Genomic DNA, 26,872 nt, shown 5'->3' on the forward strand with positions numbered 1-26,872 from the left:
CTAGATGGCCGGGCGGATACGCCATATGCCAAATGGCATGGAAGGATCGAGACGCGTCCATTGTGTTTTCCCGTGCCATGTCCAGCGGTGGCCGGTCATTAGGTCTTCGCCATGCATGGATGCATTGTCATCGAGTCCGAATTCCCACAAGGGGAGTTCAAAGTGGCCTTCCTGGGCGTTATGGGGATCAAGATTGATTGCCACGAGTACGAAATTGCTGAGATCGGGCGTGTACTTGCCGAACAGGATGATGTTGTCATTGAACACGTTGTAGAACTTGATCCCCAGATGTGTCTGGAGAGCCGGGTTCTGCTTGCGGATCCGGTTGAGCTGTGCAACTTCCGCCATGATGTTGCCCGGCGCATACCAGTTGCGGGGGCGTAACTCGTACTTCTCGGAATCCAGATACTCTTCCTTGCCGGGCGTTAGCGGCGTGCCTTCACACAGCTCAAAACCTGAATACATGCCCCACAGGCCCGACCCCATGGTGGCCAGCGCTGCGCGAATCAAAAACCCTGGACGCCCACTGGTCTGTAGGAAAACCGGATTGATGTCCGGCGTGTTGACGAAGAAGTTGGGGCGATAGCATTCACGCCAGGGCGAACTATTGAGCTGTGTGAAATATTCCGTCAGCTCAGCCTTTGTATTGCGCCAGGTAAAATAGGTATAGCTCTGCGAATATCCGACTTTGCCCAAACGTGCCATCATCGCTGGCTTAGTAAAGGCCTCGGCCAGGAACATGACTTCTGGGTCACGGCCACGGATATCCGCAATCAGCCATTCCCAGAACGGCAATGGCTTGGTATGGGGGTTATCGACCCGGAAAATCTTGACGCCCTGCTCCACCCAATGCCAGACCACATCACGCAGCGCGAGCCAGAGGTCCGGGACGGAATCCTTGGCATAAAAATCGACGTTGACGATGTCCTGGTACTTTTTGGGCGGGTTTTCCGCGTAGCGCATGGAGCCATCAGGACGCCAGGAGAACCAGCCCGGATGCTCCTTGAGCCAGGGATGATCAGGTGAACATTGGATGGCAAAGTCGAGTGCGATTTCAAGACCATGGTCAGCCGCTGCGGCAACCAGCGCACGGAAATCTTCAAGCGTTCCGAGTTGCGGATGTACGGCATCATGGCCACCATCGGGACTACCAATGGCATAAGGGCTGCCAGGCTGATCAGGGCCCGCACCCAGGGTATTATTCTTGCCCTTGCGGTGGGCGAGACCGATCGGATGGATCGGTGGGAAGTACAGGACATCGAAGCCCATGTCACGTACACGAGGCAGCTCACCGATTACATCGCGAAAGGTGCCGTGACGCTGTGGGTCATTAGTGATCGAGCGGGGAAAGAGCTCATACCAGCTGGCGAATTGTGCCTTGAGGCGCTCAATGTCCAACGGGTACTCGACGCTGTGGGTTAGATGCGGATAGGCATCGGCGTCGCGCATGTTGCGCTCAGTTTCCGAGCTAAGCAACAAAGCCACCTTGTCACCTTCGGTAGCGCACTGATCGAACCGTGCCAGCAAGGATTCCAGACCGGGCCGCACCTCGTCATCCGCACGAGTCAGGGCCTGCTCCAGATGGATGCGTCCTTCCTGTAACTCAAGTCCGATCGGCACACCAGCGCCATATTTCTTTTCAAGCTCGTAGCGGTAACTGCCGTACACATCCCACCACGCTTGAACGACAAATTCATGTCGAGCCACCTGTACCGGCGTGAACTCGCACAGCCACAGGTCATTGGTTTGAAGCTCCAGCGGTACTCGCTGCCAGTCTTCAGCACCCTCCACGCGCCACAATACGCAGGCGGCCAGCTTGTCGTGCCCGTCTGCGAAAATGGTGGCCTTTACGGTAATGGGCTGGCCGGCGATGCCCTTGGCAGCGAATTGTCCGTTATCCACTGTCGGGCTGACCGACTCGATGGCAATTCTCGGTGTTTGCGACGCCGTTTCCGGGTCATAAGGTAGATACGCGAGTGAACCGGGGAGATCGGTATTCGACATCGAGCCTGACTCCTTAAAGTGCTGTTGGCTGGCTCATGCCCAGCTTCCGGCGATCGGAACATCCTTCGATGCCTTGTGGCGGGTGCGGCCGAGGGTCATAACCTCTACCGCGCTGAGCCCAATAGGTATGAAATACTGAGCCGACGCCTAAGGGAAAAGTTCAGGCTATTGATGGAGATAAGTTGCAAGCAGCCGAACGGTTGACTCGGCTGCAGCACAGGCGGGGGGAAGAAATCAGGCGTGTCGGGCAACGCACTGCAGGCGCACTGCCCGTCTACTTACTCAACGGTCAGGACAACACGCCCCTTGAGGCATTCGTTTTCTACGAGCCGATGGGCTTCCACGAACTGGTCAAACGGCAGCGTATGCGCAACGATGGGCTTGAGCAGGCCATCCCGGGTCATTTGATTGATCACCGTCAGCGCGCGCTGTACCGCCTCGGCATGGGGCTCCAGACCAAGCTCTGGATGACCTGTAAAATCCAGGACGCTATGCCGGAAAATCTGCAGGTGTTTCTTGAACGCAGCGCAGGCCGGAAAGGACGCCTCGTTACCACCACCCATGCCGTAAATGATCAGCTTGCCCCGTGTCGCGGCAATATCACCCAGGCGGGACAGCTGCGGACCACATAGCGCATCCAGTACAACCTCAACGCCGCGACTCTCGGTAAAACGCTCTACTTCCAGCACCAGATCCTGCTCATCGGTCGATACGACCTTCACAGCACCCAGCCCTTTGAGCAGTGCACGGTTTTCCGACTCGCTGGTAGCCGCGATCACCTGTGCACCCAACGCGGCCGCCAGCTGAACCACCGCCGGGCCGACGCAGTTGCTGGCTTCGGTGACTAACACCTGCTGTCCGGCCTTGAGTTGAGCCAGATCCACCAGAGCAAAATAGGCCAGGAGCAGACCGGCATAATGCACCGCCGCTTCAGCCGGCGTCAGCGTGTCAGGGTATTCGGTCAGTGCCTGCTGGGGCATCAGCACCATGTCACCACTGGCCGGATACTGGTTGATCGAGTGGGCAGGAAAGCTGGCCACTCGCATGCCTGGTTGGAAATGGCGGACGCCCTCGCCCACGGACACAACCTCACCCGCCAGCTCAGAACCAAACCCAGCCGGCAATGTGGCAGGCTCATCGGCCAGGTTCTGCCGCCAGAGCACGTCGCCCCAACATACGCCCAGCGCCTGTACACGCACCAATACTTCCCCTGCACCAGGCTCAGGAGTGGGTTGGTTTTCGCAGCACAGGACATCAGCACTGCCGAACTGGTGAAAGCGAATCACACGGGACATCGCAAACCTCTTTGGTGGATTCCGTATGGCTACGGACTGTATCCAAGCTGGCGCCTCAACGCTACCCGCCCGTATCGATAGTTGTCATGAATGCCAGTGATGCAAGGCTTGACGCCGCCCTCGACTCACTACAGTCTCATGCGCTCGAACAAATGCATGGCCACGGTTAAGGGCATACCATGAATCGCAACGATCTTCGCCGAGTAGACCTCAACCTGTTGATTGTGTTCGAGACATTGATGCGGGAGCGGAGCGTAACCCGCGCTGCTGAAAAGCTCTTCCTGGGCCAGCCTGCCATCAGCGCCGCCCTTGCCCGTCTGCGCAGCCTGTTTGACGATCCATTGCTGGTCCGCACCGGCCGCACGATGGAACCTACGCCCCGTGCCATGGAGATCTTCGGCCTGCTTTCACCGGCCCTGGACTCAATCTCCTCGGCCATGAGCCGCGCACAGAATTTCGAACCGGCAAGCGCCGATCGCGTATTCAGAATAGGACTGTCGGACGACGTCGAGTTTGCCCTGCTGCCGCCCCTGCTCAGGCGCCTTCGCGCAGAGGCACCCGGAGTAGCCTTGGTCATACGCCGAACCAACTACCTGAACATTTCCAGCCAACTGGCCTCCGGCGAGATCACAGTAGGCGTTGCCTACACCTCGGAACTGCCCGCCAATGCCAAACGCAAGACCTTGCGGCGCTCGCGCTCAAAAGTGCTTCGGGCCGATTCCATTCCCGGCACGCTGACCTTGGACGACTTTTGTGCTCGCCCTCATGCGCTGGTATCGCCTGCCGGCGACCTGAGTGGGTTTATCGATGATGCGCTGTCGACGCTGGGCAAGCAGAGGCGCGTCGTGCTGGCAGTCCCCCAGTTCAACGGCCTGGGAACACTGCTGACCAATACGGATCTGCTCGCCACCGTCCCGGACTACACCGCCCAGGTACTGGCTTCCAACGGCGGCTTGCGCATCGAAGATCCACCTCTGGAGGTGCAATCCTTTGAACTCTCCATGGCCTGGAGCGGTGTGCACGATAACGACCCTGCCGAACGATGGTTACGCTCTCGTATACAAATGTTTGTGGGAGATCCAGACAGTTTATAATCATGGGCTGGTATTACATAGCTAAAGATAGTCTGCTATCGATATATTTGAAGGCTTTTATCATTTTGATCGATAGTTAAATTCAGAGTGTTCGATTCGATCGTGCCAGACCCTTGAGCCAGACTCCGCCGTACTTAAATTTTCCTCACTTTGTCCGGCGGAAACGAACATGGAACAGTCTTCCACTCTCTGGCGATCTTCTCTGGCATTAGCCAGCGTTCTATTGCTCAGTGCCTGCGACAACAAGCCTGATGCATCGGCCACAGCACCAGCAAAGCCCAAGGTCAGCGCCGCTCAGGTCATCCAACAACCGATCACGGAATGGGATGAGGTTACCGGCCGCCTCGAAGCGCCCGAGTCTGTCATCATTCGTCCGCGCGTTTCGGGCTATATCGATCGGGTTGTCTTTCAGGAAGGCACCTTGGTTAAGAAAGGCGACCTGCTTTTCCAGATCGACCCCCGCCCTTTCCAGGCCGAAGTGAAGCGTCTGGAAGCGCAGCTGCAACAGGCCAAGGCTCATCTGGATCGGGCTCAGAATGAAGCGCAACGTGGCGAGCGCTTGCGCTCAAGCAATGCGATCTCTGCCGAAGTAGCGGATGCCCGCATCAGCGAAGCACTGGAAGCCAAGGCGACGCTTGCCGCTACGCAAGCCGAACTGGACGCAGCCCGTCTGAACCTGAGCTTTACTCAAGTTACCGCCCCCATTACAGGTCGCGTTGGCCGGGCCGAGGTCACCGCGGGTAACCTGGTAAATGCTGGGGAAAGCCAGCTCACCACGCTGGTATCCACCGACAAGGTGTATGCCTATTTCGATGCTGATGAACGTGTTTTCCTCAAGTATTTCAACTTGAAACGCCAAGGTGTGCGGGGCGAAACCAGTCCGGTCTTTATGGGGCTTTCCAGCGAAACCGGCCACCCTCACCTGGGCAAGATGAACTTTCTTGATAATCAGGTTGATCCCCGTACAGGCACCATTCGTGGACGGGCCGTATTCGAAAACACCGATGGCCAGTTTACTCCCGGGCTCTATGCAAGGCTGAAGCTGGTTGGCAGCGGCACCTATAACGCGATGCTCATCAAGGATGAGGCTGTAGGTACTGATCTGGGCAAAAAATACGTGCTGGTAGTCAAAGACGACGGCACCGTGGATTACCGCTCGGTTGAACTGGGCCCGAAAATCGAAGGGCTGCGGATCGTCCGTACAGGTCTGGCCAGCAATGACAAGGTCATCATCAATGGCCTGCAACGCATCCGTCCGGGCTCCCAGGCAGACGCTCAGATCGTACCCATGGCTGACGAGGCCACCCTGGCTGCACTCAAGCATCAGCGCGAGCTGGTAGCGAAAAGCCTACCTCTGCCGGACAAGCCGATTCAGCTTACTGCCAACGATACGCGTCGTTAACACCGTCTAACCCTGCCGCCAAGCCCATGCACCTCGCTCTTCTACCAGGAGAGCGTCGGTGCCCTGTTGCTCGCGTTTACAAAGGAATGGTCCGATGAACTTCTCACAGTTCTTCATCAAGCGTCCCATTTTCGCGGCCGTTCTCTCGCTGATTATCCTGATCGGCGGAGCCGTCTCGCTCTTTCAACTTCCCATCAGTGAATACCCGGAAGTCGTGCCGCCCACGGTAGTGGTTCGCGCCACCTTCCCGGGTGCCAACCCCAAGGTTATCGGCGAGACCGTGGCAGCCCCGCTGGAGCAAGCCATGAACGGCGTCGAGCACATGCTCTATATGTCGTCCCAGGCCACTGCCGACGGCAAGATGACCCTGACCATTACGTTTGCCTTGGGCACAGATCTGGATACGGCGCAGGTACAGGTGCAGAACCGTGTCACCCGTACCCTGCCCAAGCTGCCTGAAGAAGTGCAGCGTCTGGGCGTAACCGCTGACAAGGCCTCACCGGATCTGGCCATGGTGGTGCACCTTACCTCGCCCGATGAGCGCTACGACATGCTGTACCTGTCCAACTATGCGCTGATCAACATCAAGGACGAGCTGTCCCGCCTGGACGGTGTGGGTGATGTCCAGCTGTTCGGCATGGGCGAGTATTCCCTGCGTGTGTGGCTTGACCCGAACAAGGTGGCCTCCCGTGGCCTGACGGCAACAGATGTCGTCAACGCCATTCGCGAACAAAACCGTCAGGTTGCGGCAGGCTCTCTGGGCGCCCCGCCCGCCCCCAACGCGAACAGCTTCCAGCTGGCTATCAACACCCAAGGCCGCCTGGTCAATGAGGAAGAGTTCGAAAACATCATCGTTCGAGCCGGCGCAAATGGTGAAATCACCCGCGTGAAGGACATTGCGCGCGTTGAATTGGGCTCGAACCAGTACGCCCTGCGTTCACTGCTGAACAACAAACCAGCCGTCGCCATACCGATCTTCCAGCGTCCAGGCTCCAACGCAATCGACCTGTCCAATCAGGTGCGGGCGAGAATGGCTGACCTGAAGAAGAGCTTCCCTCAGGGTATGGACTACTCCATCGTTTATGACCCTACGATCTTCGTCCGTGGCTCCATCGAAGCGGTTGTGCATACCCTTTTTGAAGCCATCGTGCTGGTTGTGCTGGTTGTGGTGCTGTTCCTGCAAACCTGGCGAGCCTCCATCATCCCGCTGGCAGCCGTTCCGGTTTCGTTGATCGGCACGTTCGCCTTGATGCACTTGTTCGGGTTTTCACTGAACGCACTATCCCTTTTCGGGCTGGTATTAGCTATTGGGATTGTGGTGGACGATGCCATCGTGGTCGTGGAAAACGTCGAACGGAACATTGGGCTGGGCCTCTCTCCGGTTGCCGCAACCCAGCGAGCGATGCGGGAAGTAACTGGTCCTATCATCGCTACCGCGCTAGTGCTGTGCGCTGTGTTTGTACCCACCGCCTTTATTTCCGGATTGACGGGACAGTTCTATCGACAGTTCGCCCTGACCATTGCTATTTCAACGGTCATCTCAGCCTTCAACTCGCTTACGCTCTCCCCTGCACTGGCAGCCGTCCTGCTCAAGGGACACGATGCTCCCAAGGACCGTTTTTCGCGCTTGCTGGATCGCCTGTTGGGCAGCTGGCTGTTCGCGCCATTCAACCGTATGTTCGAACGCGCCAGTCATGGCTATGTAGGCGTGGTTGCACGTGTGCTTCGCCGCGGCTCGATTGCGCTAGTGGTCTATGCCGGTCTGATGGCGCTGACGGTGTTTGGGCTGACGAACACGCCTACAGGTTTCGTGCCGCAGCAGGACAAGCAGTATCTGGTCGCCTTTGCGCAGCTGCCTGACGCTTCTACGCTGGATCGTACCGAAGACGTCATCAAGCGGATGTCCGATATCGCGCTCAAGTATCCAGGCGTGGAAAGCACCGTGGCGTTCCCGGGACTCTCCATTAATGGGTTTACCAACAGCCCCAACAGCGGCATTGTTTTCGTGACACTCAAGCCCTTCGAAGAGCGTAAGGACCCGAGCCTGTCAGCCAACGCGATTGCAGGTGCACTCAACGGCAAGTTCAGTTCTATTCAGGATTCGATCATCGCGATCTTCCCGCCTCCGCCGGTTCAGGGCCTGGGTAGCATCGGCGGTTTCCGTGTGCAAATCGAGGATCGAGGCAACCTGGGCTATAACGAGCTGTTCGCCCAAACGCAGAACATCATTGCGAAAAGCCAGAGCGTGCCGGAACTGGCAGGCCTGTTCTCCAGTTACCAGGTCAACGTTCCGCAAATCGATGCCGATATTGATCGTGAGAAAGCCAAAACTCATGGCGTTGCGATCAGCGATATCTTCGATACGCTACAGGTTTATCTGGGCTCGCTGTATGCCAACGACTTCAACCGCTTTGGCCGTACCTTCCAGGTCAACGTACAAGCCGATCAGCAGTTCCGCCTTGAAGCCGACCAGATCGGCCAGCTGAAGGTACGTAACAACCTGGGCGAGATGGTGCCGCTGTCTACCTTCGTGAAGGTAAGCGATAGCGCAGGTCCCGACCGCGTGATGCACTACAACGGGTTTATCACTGCCGAAATCAACGGCGCCCCGGCACCCGGTTACAGCTCGGGCCAGGCACAGGCCGCGCTGGAAAAACTCATGAAGGAAGAGTTGCCCAACGGCATGACCTACGAGTGGACCGAGCTGACCTACCAGCAAATCCTGTCGGGCAACACGGCCTTCCTGGTCTTCCCGCTGTGCGTGCTGCTGGCCTTCCTGGTGCTTGCTGCCCAATACGAAAGCTGGAGCCTGCCGCTTGCCGTTATTCTCATCGTACCAATGACGCTTCTGTGCGCTATCACAGGGGTCATTCTGTCCGGGAGTGATAACAACATCTTTACTCAGATCGGCCTGATCGTCTTGGTTGGCCTGGCCTGCAAAAACGCAATTCTGATCGTGGAATTCGCCAAGGATAAACAGGAAGAAGGCATGGACCGTGTGGCCGCCGTACTGGAAGCATGCCGGTTGCGTCTACGTCCGATCCTGATGACCAGCTTTGCCTTCATCATGGGCGTGGTGCCGCTGGTGACATCTACCGGTGCAGGTGCCGAGATGCGTCATGCCATGGGCGTTGCGGTGTTCTCCGGCATGCTGGGCGTGACCTTCTTCGGCCTGTTGCTGACCCCCTTGTTCTATGTACTGATCCGCGCGTTCGTCGAGCGTCGCGCTGAGCGTCGTGTCGCCGCACAGGAGGTGCTGTCATGAGAATCTTCGTTCCCAGTCTATTGGCCCTTGCCTTGAGTGCCTGTGCGGTCGGTCCGACCTATCAGGCACCGCAAACCGAACCGGCTCATCTGCAGACCGCGGCGGGCAGCCAATATGATCACTCCCGTTTCGAGGCACAGTGGTGGCAACAATTCGAGGACCCCACCCTTAATCAGCTGGTGGCGCGCTCGATTTCCGGCAACCGGGAGCTTCGTGTGGCCTACGCCCGGCTGCGCTCGGCTCGTGCCCTGCGTGATGACACGGCCAATGACCGCTTTCCTGTTGTGACCAGTCGCGCCAGCAGCGAGATCGGCAAGGCGCAGCAGCCGGGCTTCACCGATAAGCGTACAAACAATGAGCGTTATGATCTTGGATTAGACATGGCCTGGGAGATTGATCTCTTCGGCCGGATCCAGCATCAACTGGAAGCCAGCGATGCTCAGGCAGACGCCGCGCAGGCAGAACTCAATCAACTGCAGGTCAGCCTGATTGCAGAACTGGTAGACGCCTATGGCACGCTCCGCGGTGCCCAGCTGCGCGAGCATATTGCGCAGGAAAACCTGAAGAATCAGCGGGCCTCCCGGCAATTGACCCAAACCCTGGATGAAGCAGGCGTAGGCAGCCAGCTGGATGTCTTGCGGGCTGATGCACGCCTTGCGGCCACCGAGGCGACTCTGCCGCAACTCCAGGCAGAAGCGGCGCGGGCAAAGAATCGGATAGCGACTCTGATAGGCGAACGGCCTGATGCGATGAGCATTGACCTTTCACCCAAGCCATTGCCTGCAATTGCCAAGGCGCTTCCCATTGGTGACCCGGCCGAGCTGTTGCGCCGCCGCCCGGATATCCAGGCAGCCGAACGTCAGCTGGCAGCCGCAACCGCGAATGTCGGTGTAGCTACTGCAGATCTTTTCCCGCGAGTTAGCCTGAGCGGCTTTCTAGGGTTCACCGCGGGGCGGGGTTCCGAGATCGGCTCTTCGGCCGCCCGCGCATGGGGCCTGGGCCCTACCTTGAGCTGGCCGGCCTTTGACCTGGGTAGCGTTCGTGCACGCCTGCGTGGAGCCAAGGCAGATGCCGAAGGCGCCCTGGCCAACTATGAACAGCAAGTGCTGCTTGCCCTTGAAGAAAGTGCCAATGCCTTTAGCGACTATGGCAAACGCCAGGAGCGCCTGGTTGCGCTGATTCGCCAGTCCGAGGCCAGCCGGGCAGCAGCCGAGCAAGCAGCGATCCGCTACCGCGAAGGCGGATCGGACTTCCTGGTATTACTGGATGCAGAGCGCGAGCGACTGGCGGCGGAAGACGCCCAGGCCCAAGCGGAAGTCGAACTCTACCAAGGCATTGTGGCGATCTATAAATCACTAGGCGGCGGTTGGGAGATCCCCAACGCCTGATCCTTCGGTTAGGGGCGACGATGTCGCCCTGGCCCGCGGCTTTCCCTGCTCCTTGGGCCGCGGGCTTTTTCTTGTTACGGCTCACTCCTGGCGAGCGGATCCTGCTGAAGCTCAACGGCATCCCAGCCACCACCCATTGCAGCAATCAACTGAACGCTGGTAACCAGACGGCTACCCAACAACGTCAGGTTGGTGCGTTCGTTGTTTAATGCTGTAGTTTGCAAGGTTACTACGTCAAGATAATCGATCAGACCTGCACGGTACTGATTTTCTGCCAGACGCAGCGACTCCCGCGCCGAATCCAGTGCCTCCTGCCTTACACCAGACTCCTGATTAAGAACGTCCAACTCAACCAAGTAATCCTCGACCTCCTTGAAGCCGTTGAGCACTGCCTGGCGATACTGCGCAACGGTCTGGTCGTAGGACGCTTCGGCCTGCTCGACTTGTGCACGGCGTGCGCCGAAGTCAAACAATGTCAGATCGAACGCTGGCCCGATGGACCAATAACGGTTAGGAGTGCTGACCAGATTACCCCACTGGCTGTTTCGATAACCGCCCGAGGCTGTCAGGGAAAGCGTCGGGTAATATGCCGCCTTGGCAACACCGATCTGGGCATTGGCAGACATTACCTGCCGCTCAGCCTGAGCAATATCCGGACGACGCTGCAACAGCTCGGACGGCACGCTGGCAGGGATGCCGGGCACGGTCGGTACTCTCTCCACTGCTGCCAGACTGAACTCGGATGGCGGAACACCAATCAACACAGCAATCGCATTTTCCAGCTGCGCACGCTGGTACTTGAGGTCAATGGCATCCGCCTGGGTACTTTTGAGCTGGGTCGTAGCCTGGGCAACGTCCGAACGCGTAGTCATACCGGCGCGATACTGGTTTTCGGTTACCCGTAGTGACCGCTCATAGGCCTGCACCGTAGCATCCAGGAGCCGTTGCTGGGCATCCAGAACCCTCAATTGCAGATAGTTCTGTGCCAGCTCCGATTGCAGACTCAACTTGGTAGAGGCCAACTCGGCCACGCTGGCTTGCGCCGATCCTGTTTGGGACTCCACGCTGCGGCGAATGCTTCCCCACAGGTCAAGCTCCCAGCTGACACCAAGACTGGTGGTGTAGCTGTTGGAAGTAGTGGCGCTGCTGGTGCCTTGTGGCAATGTGACGGTTGTTCCTGTTGACGTCTGATATTGATAACTCGAACTGCTTCCACCGCCCTGCCCCGAGCGTGTTGCGCCAGCGCTTCCGGTTACCGCGGGAAGGAAGGAGGCGCGTGCTTGGCGTACCAGAGCGCGTGCCTGGCGATACTGGGCTTCATACTGGGCCAGTGTCTGGTTGGAGTTCTCCAGGCGCTGCATCAGACCATCAAGGGTGCTGTCTCCATACACCTCCCACCATTGCCCCCGCTTGATGGCATCGCTGGGCTTGGCCATCTGCCAACCTTCAGCATGCTTGAATGCGATGGGCGTAGTGACCTGGGGTCGCTGGTAATCTGGTCCCACTGTGCAGCCACCCACGGCTAAGGCAAGGGCAAGTCCCAAGTAATGGGGACGAGCTGAAAACGACATCATGATGATTTCTCCATGGGCGCATGCGTGCGCGAGCCTGCTCGGCGTCCCGCCCAACGGCGGTTAAACCAGTGTCGCAGACGGTCCAGATACAGGTAGATAACGGGAGTGGTATATAACGTCAGTAACTGACTGCCAATCAAGCCACCGATGATAGTGATCCCCAGCGGCCGACGCAGCGGCGCATCACCGCCCATGCCCAGAAGCAAGGGCAAGGCGCCAAGCACTGCAGCCAGCGTGGTCATCATAATTGGTCGGAAACGTCTGACGCAGCCATCCAAAATCGCCTCGCGAGGCGCTAGCCCCAGACGCCGCTCGGCATCCAGCGCTGAGTCCACGATCATGATGGCATTCTTCTTGACGATCCCAATAAGGAGGATTACGCCAATAAGTGCGATCAAAGTGAACGGCGTATTGAAGAGCTGCAGCGCCAGCAAAGCTCCAACGCCCGCCGAAGGCAGCGTCGACAGAATCGTCAGTGGATGGATGTAGCTTTCATACAACATACCCAGCACGATATACACCGCAACCAGGGCAGCCACAATAATCAGGGGCATAGCGCTCTGGGACTGCTGCGCCATGCTGGCATTTCCCGCAAACGCCGTCTGTAATCCAATCGGCAGCTTCAACGGTTTGATCGCGTCACGGATCGCATCCCTGGCCTGACTGATACTTACATCAGGCGCGAGATCGAAGGAAAACGTCGACGCGGCAAACTGACCATCATGGGCAACCCGCAGCGGAGCGTTACTGAACCGATAACGAGTGAAGCTGGAAAGCGGGACACGATTACCCTCGCTGGTGACCACATACACCTGGCTCAAGACGTCCACACTCTGCCTGTACTGATCACCCACACCCAGCACAACGTGGTACTGGTTGCGGTCTTCATACATGGTCGAGATTTGCCGCTGCGAGAACGAGTTGTTCAAGACGGCATTAATCATCTGAATGTCGACGCCGTACCGGCTGGCCGTGTCGCGATCGATGTCCAGCGACAACTCAACCCCTTTGTCCTGCGAATCGCTGTTCACAGAAATGATCTGCGAGACCTTTCGAAGAGCAGCCTCGATCCGTGGATTCCAGGTACGCAAAAGCTCCAGGTCGTCACTTTTGACCGTGAACTGATAGGCACCATTTCCTTCCCGCCCTCCGGCGCGAAAGTCTTGTGACGCCACCAGGAAGAGGTTGGCACCAGGCACCTGAGCTGCCGCGGCTTTGCGCAGCCGCATGGCGACGGTCTCGACTGGATCGCGCTGGGAGATATCCTTGAGCGTAATGAAAAACGACCCGCTATTGGTAGATGAGCCGCCGGGCCCTCGACCTCCGGTAAAGCCCAGCACATTGTCGACCGCCGGATCGGCCATGAGCACTTTCCGATAAGCCTCCATCTTGCTCTGCATCCCACTGAAGGAGATTCCCTGATCTGCCACAGCATAGCCACGCAGGCGGCCGGTATCCTGATCTGGCAGAAAACCCTTGGGTACTACGGCATACAGGTAGAAGTTGAGCGCAATCGTGGCGATCAGAATCAACAGCATGAGAAACGAGTGATCCAGCGCCCAGGCAAGGCTTGCCCGATAATACCGGGACATTGCCGCAACCAAACGACTTGTCTTTTGCTCTACAGGCGTTTCCTTGCGGGGCCGGTGCGCCCTGAGAAGCCTGGCGCACAGCATCGGCGTAAGCGTCAGCGATACGACCATCGACACCAGAACGGCAACCGATAGCGTCACTGCAAACTCGCGGAACAGGCGACCGATAATGCCCGTCAGCAACAGAATCGGCAGAAAGACTGCCACCAGCGACAGGCTCATGGAAAGAACCGTGAATCCTACCTCGCGCGCACCCAATAATGCGGCCTGATAGGGTTTCTCGCCCTCTTCGATCCGGCGGGCAATATACTCCACCACCACAATGGCATCGTCGACCACAAACCCAGTACAGACGATCAACGCCATGAGTGACAGGTTATTGAGCGAAAACCCGCACAGATACATCACCGCAAAGGTGCCCACCAGAGAAATTGGTACGGCAATGCTGGGGATTAACGTCGCACGTATGTCCCGCAGGAACAGGTACACCACCAGAATGACCAGGGCGATGGAAATGATCAGCGTAAACTCGGCCTCATGCAGCGAATCGCGAATGCCGGGGCTACGGTCATCCATGATGCTCAGCGTGACGTCCTTACCCAATGTCTCCTGTAGCGCTGGCAACTGCTCCCGGATACCGTCGATGGTTTCGATGATATTGGCGCCGGCCTGCCGTGAAATCAGAATGAGCACCGCCGGAGAATTATTGGAGAAACCAAGGTTGCGGGTGTCTTCGACTGAATCGGTAATGGTGGCTACATCGTCCAGTCGCGCCACTTGCCCATTACGGGTACGAATGATGAGCGGTTGATAGTCACTCGCCTTGTTCAACCGGGAATTGGCGTCAATTTGCCAATGCAGATCGCCGTACTCAAATGCGCCTTTGGGCGAATTGGAATTGGCCGCATTGATTGCGGTACGAACATCGTCTAGAGACAGGCCGTAATGGTTGAGCGCATCCGGGTTCAGATCAATCCGCACGGCAGGCGACGAACTGCCGCCTACGCTGACCTGACCGACACCTTTGGCCGAGGCCAATTTAAGGGCGACCGTATTGGATGCCAGATCATAAAGCTTGCCCTTGTCCAGCTTATCCGACGTGAGCGCCAATACCATGATGGGCATATCGGCCGGATTGATCTTGCGGTAGGTCGGATTGCTGGGCATTCCCGTGGGCAACGAAGGCACCGCCGCATTGATGGCAGCCTGAACCTCACGCGCGGCACCGTCGATGTTCTTATCCAGATCGAACTGGATGATGATGGTGGTACTGCCCTGAGAGCTGGTGGACGTCATTTCAGTAATGCCCGAAATACGTCCCAATGAGCGTTCCAGAGGTGTAGCCACTGAAGAGGCCATGGTCTCGGGACTGGCTCCTGCCAGAGTGCCGCTGACCACAATGGTAGGAAAATCCACCTGTGGTAGCGGTGCAACTGGCAGCAAACCGAAAGACAGCCAACCGGATAACACGATAGCCAGCGTCAACAGCAAAGTCGCAACCGGTCGCCGAATGAACAGTGCCGAAAAATTCATCGGATTTCCCCGGAGAAATCCAGGTTATGCCGATAGCGCCAGCGGTTGAATCGTGTGGCTAACCGGCCAAACGCCAGGTAAATGACCGGAGTGGTAAACAAGGTCAGCAGCTGGCTAACCAGAAGACCGCCTACCATCGCAATACCCAGCGGCTGGCGCAGCTCGGCGCCTGCACCACTGGCCAACATCAATGGCAAGGCGCCCAGCAAGGCAGCCATGGTAGTCATCAGGATCGGCCGGAAGCGCAGCAGACAGGCCTGGTAGATAGCCTCCTCCGGTGTTTTACCCTCTTCCCGCTCGGCTTCAAGGGCAAAGTCGATCATCATGATGGCGTTTTTCTTGACGATACCGATCAGGAGAATGATGCCGATGATGGCCACCATGCCGATGTCCTGCCCAGCAATCCAGAGCGCCAGCAACGCTCCTACCCCGGCCGAAGGCAGCGTCGATAGAATCGTGACGGGATGGATAAAGCTCTCATAAAGAATTCCCAGCACAATGTACATGGTGACCACTGCGGCCAGAATCAGCAGTAGCGTACTCGACAGGGAAGACTCGAACGCCAGCGCTGCACCCTGGAAATGGGTATCAACAGTTGCCGGCATTTTGAGATCCTGCTCCGCCTGACGAATCGCTTCCACAGCCTCACCCAGCGATACACCCTTGGCTAAGTTGAAGGAAACTGTCGCGGCAGGTAACTGCCCGGCATGGTTGATCGCCAGAAGGGTATTGCGCTCCTCTACATGGGCAATGGCCGATAGCGGCACCTGCCCACTGGTTGTAGTAGTCGTGCCGTTGGTAGTGGTCGTCGTGGAGCTTGGCACGTAGATCTGCGTCAGCGCCTGCGGTCCCAGCTGGAACTGCGGCCCCACTTCCAGTACGACCCGGTACTGGTTGGACTGAGTAAAGATGGTTGAAACCAGGCGCTGACCAAACGCGTTGTACAGTGCGCTGTCAACATCGCTCAGGCTCACGCCCAGCCGAGACGCGTTATCCCGATCAACGCTGATATAGGCCTGCAGGCCGCGCGGTTGCAAGTCACTGGCGACTTCCGTCAGCTGCGGTAGCGTCTGCAAATGCTCGACCAGCTTTGGAACCCAAGTCTTGAGCGTTTCCAGGCTCGAGTCGACCAGACGGAACTGGTATTGCGTACGACTAACCTGATCTTCCACCGTTAGATCCTGTACCGGCTGCAGATAAAGCTTCATGTCAGGCAGATCGGCCATCTGGTCCTGAAGGCGTGTAATGATCTCCGAGGCAGATACATCTCGGGCATCATGAGGCTTTAAGTTGATCAACATGCGCCCGGTATTGAGGGTCGGATTATCACCATCAACTCCGATAAACGATGACAGACTGTCGACCGCAGGGTCTTGCATGATGATCGAAGCCAGCGCCTGTTGCCGCTTGGCCATTCCTTCAAAGGACATGCTTTGCGGGCCTTCGGAAATTCCCTGAATCAGACCTGTGTCCTGAAGTGGGAAAAACCCCTTCGGCATGAAGAGATAAAGCACCGCGGTCAGCACCAGCGTACCGATGGCAACCATCAGTGTCAGAGGTTGATGCCGAAGAACCCAGCGCAAACCTGTAGCGTATCGTTGGATCATCCCGTCGATAACGGCTCCGGCCTTGCGCGAGAATGCGCTCTGCTTGTCTTCCGGCACATGGCGCAACAGTTTCGCACTGAGCATCGGTGTGAGGGTTAACGAAACCACGCAGGAAATTAGAATGGAAACAGCCAGCGTAATGGCAAACTCACGGAACAGCCGCCCGGCAATGTCACTCATGAACAGAAGCGGGATCAGTACAGCAATCAGCGAGAAGGTCAGCGAGATGATCGTGAAACCTACCTGCTTTGAGCCTTTGAGTGCAGCCTCAAGTGGCGATTCTCCTTCCTCTAGATAGCGGGCAATGTTTTCGACCATGACGATGGCATCGTCAATGACGAAGCCGGTAGCGATCGTCAGCGCCATCAACGACAGGTTGTTGATGGAAAAGCCAGCCAGGTACATGACTCCAAACGTACCAACCAACGACAACGGCACAGCGACGCTGGGAATCAGCGTCGCCGAGACGTTGCGCAGGAACAGGAAAGTCACCATGACCACCAGTCCTATGGCCAGCACCAGTTCGAACTGAACATCACGGACCGATGCTCGGATAGTGGTTGTGCGATCCGTCAGCACCATCACATCCAGGTTTTCCGGCAAGGTCTCCTGCAGGGTTGGCAGTAGCCGCTTGATCTGATCCACAACCTGAATGACATTGGCGCCGGGCTGCCGCTGAACGTTCAGAATGACTGCAGGAGTGTCGTTGGCCCAGGCAGCCAGCTTGTTGTTCTCAGCCCCATCGATTGCCAACGCAACGTCTTTCAGCCGTACAGGCGCACCGTTCTGATAGGCAATGACGAGGTTTTTGTACTCATCGGCTGATTGCAACTGATCATTCGCGTCCAGTGTCGATGAGCGTGTCGGTCCGTCAAAGCTTCCCTTCGGCCCGTTCTGGTTGTTGTTAGCGATGGCGGTCCGCAGGTTTTCCAGACTCAAACCATAGGCCGCCAATGCAGTAGGATTGGCCTGAATCCGAACAGCAGGACGCTGCCCGCCGGATAGGCTAACCATACCAACGCCACTGACCTGAGCGATCTTCTGCGCCAGGCGGGTTTCCACCAAGTCCTGAATCTTGGGCAAGGGCAGGCTGCTGCTGGTGACTGCCAACGTCAGAATCGGCGTATCGGCCGGATTGACTTTGCTAAAGATCGGCGGCTGCGGCAGGTCGTTGGGCAGCAGGTTATTAGCGGAGTTGATCGCCGCCTGTACTTCCTGCTCCGCCACATCCAGATTACTGTCCAGACTGAACCGCAGCGTTATGACAGAGGCGCCTCCGGAGCTGGTGGAAGACATCTCCTCCAGCCCAGGAATCTCCCCTAACTCTGACTCCAACGGCGCGGTCACGCCTGAGTTCATGATTTCAGGGCTGGCTCCCGGATAAAGGGTCTTGACCTGAATGGTGGGATAATCAACTTCTGGCAGCGAGGCTACAGGCAACAACCGGTAAGCAATAATACCGGCCAGCAGAACAGCGACCATCAATAAGGTGGTCGCTACCGGCCGAAGGATAAAAAGACGAGACGGGTTCATTCACCGGCTCCGCCGCCTAACGTGGCCTCATTGGCGTCCGGATCTGACTTGGGCGCAGTTTCCGTAATAGGCTGAGTAACCTTGACTGTCTGGCCGTCACGCAGGCGGTCGAGTCCTTCTGTCACAACAGTTTCACCGGCATCCAGGCCTGAACGGACCTCTACCTGCTCGCCCTGTATCTCGCCCAGGCTGACTTTACGCGTCGCAACCTTATTGCCTTCGCCAACGACGAAAACGTAAGGCCCTTCGTCGTTACGTTGAATGGCCGAGATCGGAATGACAATGACATCGCTCAGCTCCAGCGCATGCAAGCGGACATTAACGAACTGATTGGGAAACAGCGACTCATCCTGATTATCGAAGCGAGCCTTGAACTTGACCGTGCCCGTGCTGGTATCGATCTGGTTGTCCACCGTTACCAGCGTACCCGTTGCCAGAACCCTGTTTCGCCCGCGGTCCCATGCCTCTACGGCCAGCGGCTTTCCCGTTGCCATCTGGCGACGCACCGTGCTGAGCTGGTCCTCAGGCAGGCTGAATGTCAGGGCAATAGGTTTGGTCTGGGTAATGGTTACGATCGGCGTAGTGTCACCGCTAGCCACCAGATTACCCACGTCCACCTGACGCAGACCCAAACGGCCGCTGATGGGAGCCCGTACTTCGGTAAAGGTCAGGTTCAGTCTGGCATCGGCCACCTGCGCTTCGCTGTTCTTGATGGTTCCCTGATACTGAGCAACCAGCGCCTGCTGTGTATCCAGTGTCTGCTTGGCTACTGAGTCTTCCTTGAAGAGCTGGCGATAACGCTCCAGATCGATCTGTGCATTCTTCAGCTGAGCCTGATTCTCCTGCAAGGTCCCCTGGGCTTGTGCCAGCGCCGCCTGATAAGGCCGCTGATCGATGACAGCCAGTACGTCCCCGGCCTTCACCTCCTGCCCTTCAGTAAACAGTACCTTGGCCAACTGACCGTCGACACGGGCATGAACTTCAACCGTGTTGTAGGCCGTTACCGTGCCCAATGCATTGAGGTAAACCGAAAGCGTCGTTTTTTCGGCCTTTCCAGTGCTCACGATCATGTCTGTTGGAGCCATGGAACCACGGCGTCCGGCTCCAGCCGGCCCTTTCTGCTCAGTTTGAGCAGCGTTACGACCGGTAGGCCCTGCCTGTTCAGGCGATTTACCTAGAAAATGCCATGCAGCTACAGCGCCAACCGCCACTACCACAACAGCAATCAACAAAGGAAATTTGGAGCGAGAAGGTTTGGAATTGAGGGAATCGCTCATGAACGCCACAGCAATAAGTTTCGGAAAGATAACGGTAAGCCGCAGCCTTCATCAGGCCAAGCGGATTTACGCGTTGTTTACATACAGGATTGAATGGTGCGGAGCAGCAAGCAATACACTGCCGCCAGAATGTCATAAGAGTATGACGGAACGTTGGATTCTGCCTTGCCTTGTTACATCTCGAAGCGCATCGACTTCATGCATCAGCACCCGGGCCTTGATCGAGGCCCGAGTGCTTTTCTTCTACCTTATTTCAGCGCTGCAATAGCCGCTTCGTAGTTGGGCTCCTGTCCAATTTCAGGCACCAGTTCGCTATAAAGCACCTTATTATTTTCATCCAGAATCACTACCGCACGTGCGGCAAGACCCGCCAAGGGGCCGGACGCGATAGCAACACCGTAGTCTTTCAGAAACTCGCGACCACGCAGCGTGGATAGGTTGATTACATTTTCGATGCCTTCCGCACCGCAGAAACGCTTCTGGGCAAACGGCAAGTCAGCTGACACGCACAGGATCACGGTGTTTTCCAGCTTGGCGGCTTCGGTATTGAACTTGCGAACCGACATGGCACAGGTCGGGGTATCCACACTGGGGAAAATGTTCAGCACCTTGCGCTTGCCGGCAAAGCTTTCCAGCGTGGTATCGGCCAGATCGCCATTGACCAGGCTGAATGCCGGTGCGGACTGACCCGCCTGAGGCAGAGTACCTTCAATCTGAACCGGATTACCGCGAAGAGTGACTTCTGTCATGACCTGTTTCCTACAATTGAATGGAACATCAAGTAAACACGCTTCGCCTCAGGCTTTAAAGCCTGAAGACCTGTTTATTGCAAATCATCCCTACCGTGCACTAACGGGTCACTACCCAAGCGTTACCCTGTTGCCCGACCAATACGATCGGGCAACCCTGGCGGGTTAGAAGTCTCGCTTGTAGAAGAAATCCAATGAGCTGGCAATACCACTGGCTGCTTCAAGATACAGCTGCTTGGTAAGCTGATAACGCAAGGCGACCGTATTGGCCGGCTCGAAGACGCCTACACCGTATCGAAGCGCCAAGCGGTCGGTAATATTGCCTGACGCAACGACACTGGTCTTGTCACCTGTCCCTTCGGTATCCAGCTGAAAGTTCTGTACGCCCAAACGCTGCGCCAGCTCACCCGCCGTGGATGACCCTCCGGCAAGGCCCAGCGCAAGTGCGGCCTGCCCCAACATGTTGTTCTCGCCTTCGTCGTTGTTGGTCAGCGGGCGCCCTAGAACAATATAGGCCAAGGCTTGCTCCTGGCCCATAGTAGGGTCCGAAAACACCTCGACGCGTGGCTGGTCGGCCAGACCTGACAAACGTAACCCTGCGGTTACGTCATCCACGACACGCACCGCTTCCACATCCAGGAACGGTTGAGCGATCGGACCCTGGAAGAATATACGCGCCCGCCGAATAGTCAGTCGCTGACCGTAAGCACGGTAGCGACCATCCATTAAACGAACTTCACCGCGCGTATCCAGGTTGTCACCAATATGCACGTTCCCTTCAAGGTTGGCAGTCAGACCGAACCCTGAAAACGTGAGCTTGTCCTGGCCCACCAGTACATTTACATCCATGGACAGCTGGGTCTCCTGCTTGGGCGCAGGCGCTTCCTGTCCAACGATTACCGCATCATTGGAAACCTTGACGGTAGACGGTGGCAACTCCCGAACCGTAATGGCACCGCTCGGCACGCGAACCGTACCCTTGAGCGCCAGACTACCGTTCTGCATGACAATATTCAGGTCAGGCGCCACGATAAGGTTAGCATAGGGCTCAACCACAACAGGAAGACGATTGCCACGTACGGCGACATTCATGTCCAATCCATCCGCCCAGGATATCGCTCCACTCACATTACCCTGGCCGCGCTCGCCGCTGCGCCATCCACCGCTCACGTTCGCTTGGTTCCCGGCAATCAGAGCAGTCAGCCGAAGATCTTGAAGACGGGTTGGAACGATACCGCCCCCGATCTGACCATTGCTCAAATCGATCCGACCATTGATCGAAGGTTGAAGCAGCGTACCGCTTACCTGACCACTACCGTCGATTCTTCCGTCCAGCTGCTCAATACCTGAGACAAACCCTTTGGCAATGGCTACATTCAACCCGCGCAGATCGAAGCGCCCTGAAACAGGCTTGTCATCAGGTCGTGGATCAATCTGTGCATTCAGGGTGAGGTTGCCAAGCTGCGGGCCATTAAAACCCAATGAGACACGCACATCATCGGGGCGCAACGTACTATTGAGCTTGAGCGTGTCATAGGCAAAGTCTGCCCACTGGCTGTCGGCGTTACGTGCTCTTAGCGTCCCTGTGCCTGCGTCGACTGTAACCGTGCCGTCTGGCCCGCTCTCAGGAAGATCAAGACGGATATCAGCATTAAGCGCACCTTGCCAGCCAAAATCCTCGGGCAGGAAAGGTGCCAGTCCGGCAAGGTCAAAGTTGCGCAGATGGTAGCGTAGCCGTGGTTCCGGCATCAGGCGCTGGTCTTCCCCACAGAGCGAGGCTTTACCTGATAGCCAGCAGTGCTGGCCAAGCGTCAGTTGCCCGTTTGCCAGACGCTCAAGGCTTGCAGGGTTTTGCAGGCGCCAGTCCTGGGGACCACTCTGGACAGCACCTCGAGTAAGCCGCCCTCGCCAGTTCATCGCATCATCGAGCGTACCCTCCAGGGCAAGCGCCAGATTTGCCAGCGGCCCTTTTACATCAAGCGTGACTGCCTGCTGATGACGGTTACCCTGTCCATCGAGCGTCACACGTCCAATGTCGCTAGTGCCTGCACGCACACCGGAGGTTAATAGCTGGATTCGTCCCTGCTGACGCGCATCAAGCGTACCTTTAAGGCTCAAGGCCGCCAGCCGGTTGGTTTGATAGGCAACCTCTCGCCCATTCAACACCAGCTCCCCTTGCGGCGCCTGCTGAGTTCCGCGCAAATCCACTTTTCCATTAATGGCACCAGCCAGACCAGGCCATAACTGGCCGAGACGAGGCAAGTCGATATCCAGGTGCCCTTTCCATTGCTCGGCCAGCTGACCGCTTCCCTGAATGCGATTACTGCCCAGACGGACAGTCAGGTTATCAAGATCCCATTGCTTATCCTGACCACGCGCCTGCGCTGCCAGCTGAGCAGGTTGACCTCTCAGCTGTCCCTGCAGTCCCAGATCAGCCGTTACACGCAGCTGCTCACCCTTGATTTCTCCTTCACTGCGTAGCGGTCCGCCCAGATTGCCAGGCAGCTGGGCGACCCAGAATGCAGGATTAAACTGGCTGAGGTTCAGGTTTGCCTTCCAACCAATGCCATCAGCAAACCGGACATTCACCTGCCCCTCGGCACGTCCTTGCCCGGCATGTAGATCCAGCGACGGCAAATTGATCTCTGTGAGATCACCTGTAAACGGCGTCACTAGCGTGAAATCACCGGCAGGCCCCGTTAGTGCAGCGTCCACATTTCCGATATAGCGCTCATCGGTGTACTGAACTTCACCTTTCAGTCGACGCAGCGCTACGGGCGGTTCCTCGATCTCGGGATACAAACGACGCCATGGGAACTCATTCCAGTTGATGGTGGCATTTGCATTGAGGCCTTCCGACCAGCCTGCTTTGCCGCTCAAGACGACTTTACGCTGCTGCCCCGCATCGAGCGTCAGTCCTTTAAGGTCTGCACCTTCTGCCGTAACGGTGCCATCAAGCTTCAGGGCGACCTCACCTCCTTCACCCGGCAATACAGACGTGCCTACCAACTTATATCCATCTGTAAGAGTGCCGTTTGCAGTCAGGTCGAGCGCATTGAACGTCAGGGTCTTTGGCAGATCCTGTGTTGGCTTGAAACCGTTGGCCGTCAGATGCAGCGAAGCTGGCACACCCTCTGCCAAAGGCTGCACGTCGCCTGTCAACCGGCCCGGCAGGTAGCCGCTGCTGTCGGCCTGAAGAGTCAAGCTTCCCTGCAGATCACCTTCCACATGTAAGGTCAGTGGCCACTCCTGCTGGTCAGGCGCAGGCAGACGGGCATTGGCGTCCGCCGTCAAAGGCCATTTCCCGGAAGGCTGCAACGTCCCGGTAAGGCTGAGCATCATGTCGTCGCGGTGCGCATCCAGCTGCTCAATGACCAGGCTGCCACCCTTAGAATGAGCGCGTAGCGTGGCGTTTGCGAACTGCTCATTGCCATCGAGCGTAAACCGTCCTATGCGTACATCACCCAGCTGAACGTCTACCGGTAGCTTAAGGTCGGGTAACGTAACCGGCCCCTCATCGGGCGTCTGCTCCTCGGTAGGCGCCAGATCGAGATTGATCTCGCTGGCTACGAGCGTATCGATGCACAGTGTTCGCTTGAACAGGCAACCAGGCGACCAAGCGAACTCAGGAGACACCAGCCTAACCTGCGTACCGGCCTGAGCCCAGGTCAGCGTGTCGGCCTTCCAGTGCCCTCCCAGTCGACCCGTATAGCCTTCCACTGCAAGCCCGGGAATCCGGCCCAACACCCAACGGCTTCCAGACTCGGTTCCCAATAAAATGGTCACGCCCAATACAAGAACAACGACAACCGTCAGCAGCGTGGCGCCAACAATCTTGAGCGCACGCATCATAATTCCGGCCCCATCGAGAAATGCAAACGAAAGCCACCTTCTTCATCAAGGCCATGAGCCAGATCGACACGTATGGGCCCCACTGGCGAAACCCAACGGATACCAAGGCCGATACTGGTCTTGATATCCGGATTATCGAGCGCATTGAACGCTCCCCCCTGGTCGACAAAGGTCGCTAGTCGCCATTTATCCTTGAGCGGATACTGGTACTCAACGCTGCCGGTGACCATGTATCGTCCACCGATTCTGTCTCCGTCGGAGTTCGTGGGCGATAGCGTCTGGTAGTCATAGCCCCTGACGCTCTGATCACCACCGGCAAAGAAGCGCAGCGATGGCGGAATCTGCTTGTACCCATTGGTGGCGTTGCCGCCGACCTGAACCCGCCCTAGCAGCCGGTGCCCACCGGCAAAAGTGGTCAGGCCACGCGCCAGCGCCGTCACATGCACCATGTTAGCGTCGGACACGATGCCCTCTTTGGCAGCCGAGACACCAAACTGCAATCGGTAACCATGGCTGGGATCGATCCGGTTATCGCTGCGCAGGTAGGAATAATCGACACCCGGCATGAGCAGTGTCGATAGACCCGAATCGTCTCCCAGACGGTATTCCTCTCGCTGGAGTTTCAGGGAGAGCACCCGTGTCCAGCCGCTGGGCAATTTGCGATGCCATTCGGGCCCGACGGTGAGCAGGCGACTCAGCGAATCGTCATCGGCGATTTCTTCATACTGATATCCCCCCGCCAAACGGAATTTATCGTTGATGGGGTCGCGCCCGGGAATGTCATACCAGGCGCCGATGTTCTGACGTGGCGCGGAAAGCTCCATCTCCGCGCCCAAGCTATGCCCCTGCGCATTGAGCCAATGTCGATCCCAGGTTGCGCGAACACGCGGGCCGACGTCGGTAGAGTAGCCAAGCCCCAATCCCAGCGTGCGTGGCTTGCGAGTAGTCAGGTTCACCATGACCGGAATCGTCTGGTCTTTGGCATCTGCCGGAATAGCGTTGACGCGCACGCTGTCGAAATAACCGCTTCGGAGCAGCGTCTGCTGAAGCTCAGCAAGGGTTTCCGAATCATAGGGCTCGTCTGGCTTGAACGGCACCATGCGATTGAGCAGGTCTTGATCGAATGGAAAATCCCCTTCGTATTCAACGTTACCCAACCGGTAGCGAGGCCCGCTTTCGTAAACCAGTGCAATGTCTGCGTAGCCAGCCTGCGGATCGATGATCAATTTCTGCTGGGTGAAGTGCCCACTGAAGAAGCCATAACGTGCAGCCTGATTCTGGATCAGTGTCTTGGCATCTTCATAGAAGCCATGATTGAGCTGAGCGCCAGACTTCAGATTGGCACCATCAGGCGCCTTGAATGACCTGAGTTCCCGCGCCGGGCCTTCCACGCGGATATCTACCTGGCGCAGTCGAACGGGCTCTCCAGTCTGGATATCCAGGACCAACCGAGGCGTCTGCCCCGGCTCGACCCGGCTATCAATCTGCGCATGGTAGTAGCCCAGTGCCTGGGCAGCCTGCTCCGCCTGGCCTTCAGCCGTACGCCGCAGCCGTTGCAAGGCAACCGCATCCCGATCGGCAAGGCTGCCAATATACGCAGCAATGTTATCCCGCAGCGCACGATTATCAGGCGTAACGTGCACGGTGAGTTCGGCCGCTTGGGCCATGGCGACGCCGCTCATTAAAAGCAGGCCGGCAATACTGAGTCGGAGTCGTAGATGAAAAGTCATGACGCGATGCTACCGGGCGAGTGGTCGTGAGACAAACGCAGCGTCGTGGCGTTCATCGGCTATACCAGCGAAGCAGGCTCGTCATGAAGCCGTTCTATACGCTAGGATGGCCATTTTACCGAGAGTCTTCTTCGCCCATGAAGATTGTTTGCTTTAATATCAATGGTTTGCGAGCACGTCCTCATCAGCTGGCTGCCTTGATCGAACGTCACGCACCCGATGTTATCGGGCTTCAGGAAACCAAGGTCTCGGATGACCAGTTCCCGCTGGCTGATATCGAGGCGTTGGGCTATCACGTTCACTATCACGGGCAGAAAGGTCACTATGGCGTAGCACTGCTTTCACGCCAGGCACCGCTGGAGATCCACAAGGGCTTCCCCAACGACGGCGAAGAGTCCCAGAAACGTTTCATCTATGGCGTTTATGCCGACCATAACAACCAGCCGGTCGTCATTATGAACGGCTATTTTCCGCAGGGCGAAAGCCGGGACCATCCTGTCAAGTTTCCCGCCAAGACCAAGTTCTATGCAGACCTGCAGCAGCTTCTCGAACAGCGCTACTCCACCAATACACCGCTGCTGCTAATGGGCGATTTCAATATCTCACCTGAAGACTGCGATATTGGCATTGGTACGGATAATGCCAAGCGCTGGTTACGTACCGGCAAGTGCAGCTTTCTACCCGAGGAGCGCGAGTGGCTGGCCAAGCTCAAGAACTGGGGGCTGGTTGATAGTTTCCGCCACCTCAACCCTATTGTTGCGGATCGTTTCAGCTGGTTTGATTACCGTAGCAAAGGATTTGAAGCGGAGCCCAAGCGGGGTCTTCGCATCGATCTGATCCTGGCCTCGCAAGGTGCCCAGCCTCGCCTCAAAGACGCCGGTATTGACTATGACATCCGTGCCATGGAAAAGCCCTCTGACCATGCCCCTATCTGGGTTGAGCTGACCTGACGCGATACAGTGGTCTGCTCAAGCAGG

At 57.2% G+C, this 26,872-nt stretch carries 14 protein-coding genes; 5 read left to right on the forward strand and 9 right to left on the reverse strand.

The window, feature by feature from the left end; all coding sequences use genetic code 11:
- Together AC4LF3_RS10215 and AC4LF3_RS10220 are read right to left on the reverse strand one after the other, a co-directional pair.
- On the reverse strand, nt 1–2,004 hold the full coding sequence (locus tag AC4LF3_RS10215) for an alpha-1,4-glucan--maltose-1-phosphate maltosyltransferase (RefSeq protein ID WP_289928055.1): 2,004 nt from the start codon (nt 2,002–2,004) through the stop codon (nt 1–3).
- A gap of 278 nt (nt 2,005–2,282) precedes the next feature.
- Nucleotides 2,283–3,299 carry a zinc-dependent alcohol dehydrogenase family protein gene (locus tag AC4LF3_RS10220; RefSeq protein WP_150347346.1) on the reverse strand — a complete coding sequence of 339 codons (1,017 nt, stop codon included), beginning with the start codon at nt 3,297–3,299 and terminating at the stop codon, nt 2,283–2,285.
- 179 nt (nt 3,300–3,478) lie between these two features.
- Here AC4LF3_RS10220 and AC4LF3_RS10225 point away from each other — a divergent pair, with 179 nt between their 5' ends.
- The 4 genes from AC4LF3_RS10225 (at nt 3,479) to AC4LF3_RS10240 (ending at nt 10,448) form a co-directional block, all read left to right on the forward strand.
- Nucleotides 3,479–4,393, forward strand: coding sequence for a LysR family transcriptional regulator (locus AC4LF3_RS10225; RefSeq protein WP_010798379.1), 915 nt, complete (start codon nt 3,479–3,481; stop codon nt 4,391–4,393).
- 169 nt (nt 4,394–4,562) lie between these two features.
- A complete protein-coding gene (gene mexE, locus AC4LF3_RS10230; RefSeq protein ID WP_491835235.1) occupies nt 4,563–5,795 on the forward strand; it encodes a multidrug efflux RND transporter periplasmic adaptor subunit MexE in 1,233 nt (410 codons plus the stop codon).
- Nucleotides 5,796–5,889: 94 nt separating this feature from the next.
- Nucleotides 5,890–9,060 (forward strand): efflux RND transporter permease subunit, encoded by a 3,171-nt coding sequence (locus AC4LF3_RS10235; protein WP_404628079.1) that lies wholly within the window; start codon nt 5,890–5,892, stop codon nt 9,058–9,060.
- On the forward strand, nt 9,057–10,448 hold the full coding sequence (locus tag AC4LF3_RS10240; protein ID WP_239380938.1) for an efflux transporter outer membrane subunit: 1,392 nt from the start codon (nt 9,057–9,059) through the stop codon (nt 10,446–10,448). The genes AC4LF3_RS10235 and AC4LF3_RS10240 overlap by 4 nt, the downstream gene beginning before the upstream one ends.
- A 74-nt stretch (nt 10,449–10,522) precedes the next feature.
- On the opposite strand, the gene AC4LF3_RS10245 is transcribed toward AC4LF3_RS10240, so the two are convergent.
- The 7 genes from AC4LF3_RS10245 to AC4LF3_RS10275 all read right to left on the reverse strand — a co-directional run bounded on the left by AC4LF3_RS10245 (nt 10,523) and on the right by AC4LF3_RS10275 (nt 25,895).
- A complete protein-coding gene (locus AC4LF3_RS10245; RefSeq protein ID WP_414479217.1) occupies nt 10,523–12,022 on the reverse strand; it encodes an efflux transporter outer membrane subunit in 1,500 nt (499 codons plus the stop codon).
- Nucleotides 12,019–15,147: a multidrug efflux RND transporter permease subunit gene (locus AC4LF3_RS10250; RefSeq protein WP_010798384.1), complete on the reverse strand. Its 3,129-nt coding sequence runs from the start codon at nt 15,145–15,147 to the stop codon at nt 12,019–12,021. Before AC4LF3_RS10250 ends, AC4LF3_RS10245 begins: the two co-directional genes overlap by 4 nt.
- Nucleotides 15,144–18,287, reverse strand: coding sequence for an MdtB/MuxB family multidrug efflux RND transporter permease subunit (locus AC4LF3_RS10255; RefSeq protein ID WP_491835236.1), 3,144 nt, complete (start codon nt 18,285–18,287; stop codon nt 15,144–15,146). The genes AC4LF3_RS10250 and AC4LF3_RS10255 overlap by 4 nt, the downstream gene beginning before the upstream one ends.
- Entirely contained in the window at nt 18,284–19,564 is a 1,281-nt protein-coding gene (locus AC4LF3_RS10260; RefSeq protein ID WP_407361849.1) for an MdtA/MuxA family multidrug efflux RND transporter periplasmic adaptor subunit, read from the reverse strand. Before AC4LF3_RS10260 ends, AC4LF3_RS10255 begins: the two co-directional genes overlap by 4 nt.
- A 248-nt stretch (nt 19,565–19,812) precedes the next feature.
- Entirely contained in the window at nt 19,813–20,313 is a 501-nt protein-coding gene (gene tpx / locus AC4LF3_RS10265) for a thiol peroxidase (protein ID WP_010798387.1), read from the reverse strand.
- 165 nt (nt 20,314–20,478) lie between these two features.
- Nucleotides 20,479–24,162 (reverse strand): translocation/assembly module TamB domain-containing protein, encoded by a 3,684-nt coding sequence (locus tag AC4LF3_RS10270; RefSeq protein ID WP_491835237.1) that lies wholly within the window; start codon nt 24,160–24,162, stop codon nt 20,479–20,481.
- Nucleotides 24,162–25,895, reverse strand: coding sequence for an autotransporter assembly complex protein TamA (locus AC4LF3_RS10275; RefSeq protein WP_286786714.1), 1,734 nt, complete (start codon nt 25,893–25,895; stop codon nt 24,162–24,164). The genes AC4LF3_RS10270 and AC4LF3_RS10275 overlap by 1 nt, the downstream gene beginning before the upstream one ends.
- A 137-nt stretch (nt 25,896–26,032) precedes the next feature.
- Between AC4LF3_RS10275 and xthA the strand changes: the two genes are divergently transcribed.
- Nucleotides 26,033–26,845: an exodeoxyribonuclease III gene (gene xthA / locus AC4LF3_RS10280; protein WP_219652771.1), complete on the forward strand. Its 813-nt coding sequence runs from the start codon at nt 26,033–26,035 to the stop codon at nt 26,843–26,845.
- Nucleotides 26,846–26,872: the final 27 nt, after the last annotated feature.

The organism is Pseudomonas sp. C2.3V, assembly GCF_058536325.1.